Raw genomic sequence first — 1058 nt, forward strand, 5'->3', positions numbered from 1 at the left:
ACGCTCTTCCCGTCCTCGCCGCGCAGCTGCCGCACCGGCGTCCACGTCGCCTGGTCGCCGTAAGCGTCGGAGCGGGTGAGGATCTGGAAGCCGTTGCCGATGTACTCGGCGGCGGTCGCCGCGAGGAGCGCCTGGTGCGCGGCCTCGTCGCGGAGGGTCTGCGCGGTGTGCTCGAACTGGGCCGGGTCGTGGGTGGCGACCTCGATCAGGTTCGCGCGGGCGTCGGAGTCGTCCTCGAACTCCAACAGCACCGCCGCCTGGTCCAGGGTCAGCTCGTGCTCGTGCAGAACGGACGTGACGGTCGCGGACTCCGCGACCGCAAGGCCCTTCTTCACCGCGTCGGTCTTGGTGCCGGTGCGCTTGGCGATCGCTGCAGCGGACACGCCCTCAAACGCGAGCTGCGCCCACGCGGCGGTGCGGTCCGCGACGCTCAGCTCGGCGCGCTGGTCGTTCTCGATGATCTGCTGAACGATCCGATCCGCGGTTGTCTCGTCGCCCTCCACGACGTAGACCGGGATCGTGGGCACTCCGGCCTCGCGGGCGGCGAGGGTGCGGCGCTGTCCGGCGCGGACGATGACGTTGCCGTGCTCGTCGCGGCGGGCGAGGACCGGGGTGATGACGCCGTTCTCGCGGATCGACGCGATGAAGTCCTTCGTCAGCGGGGCGCTGGTGCGGACGTTCGCCTCGATCACGAGGACGGTCGGGTCGATGTGCTGAACGGTCCCGGTTCCGGTGGTGATACTCACGATGGTTTCTCCTCAATCGGTGTGCGACCATGAAGGTGACGAGTCCCGTGGTTCTAAGCCAACTACGGGGCTTTTGTCGTCTTCCTGATCGTTTTTCTTTGCCTCTCCGGCGAGTGAAAACCAATTGAGTGGAGTCGGCGGAGTGACGGCTCTCTTGGGCGAAATAAGGGAGCTTGCGACCGCGTCCGAGAGAGACGGCACGCAGCCGGCGGAGCGAGATAGGTTGAAACCGCGGAGAGGTGAAGAAAACGGGTAATCCGGCCGCGTAGCGGCTCCCGCCGGCGGTGCTCCGTCACCGCTGCGCGAGTGCAG

Annotated in this window: 1 protein-coding gene; it reads right to left on the bottom strand. The window is 67.4% G+C overall.

Going from position 1 to position 1058, the window contains the following annotated elements:
- On the bottom strand, positions 1 to 746 hold a 746-nt coding region (locus tag C5C50_RS16570; protein ID WP_146085934.1), incomplete at its 3' end, for a ParB/RepB/Spo0J family partition protein.
- Positions 747 to 1058: the final 312 nt, after the last annotated feature.

It is taken from the genome of Rathayibacter sp. AY1D9, from assembly GCF_002932395.1.
In the GTDB taxonomy this organism is placed as follows: domain Bacteria; phylum Actinomycetota; class Actinomycetes; order Actinomycetales; family Microbacteriaceae; genus Rathayibacter.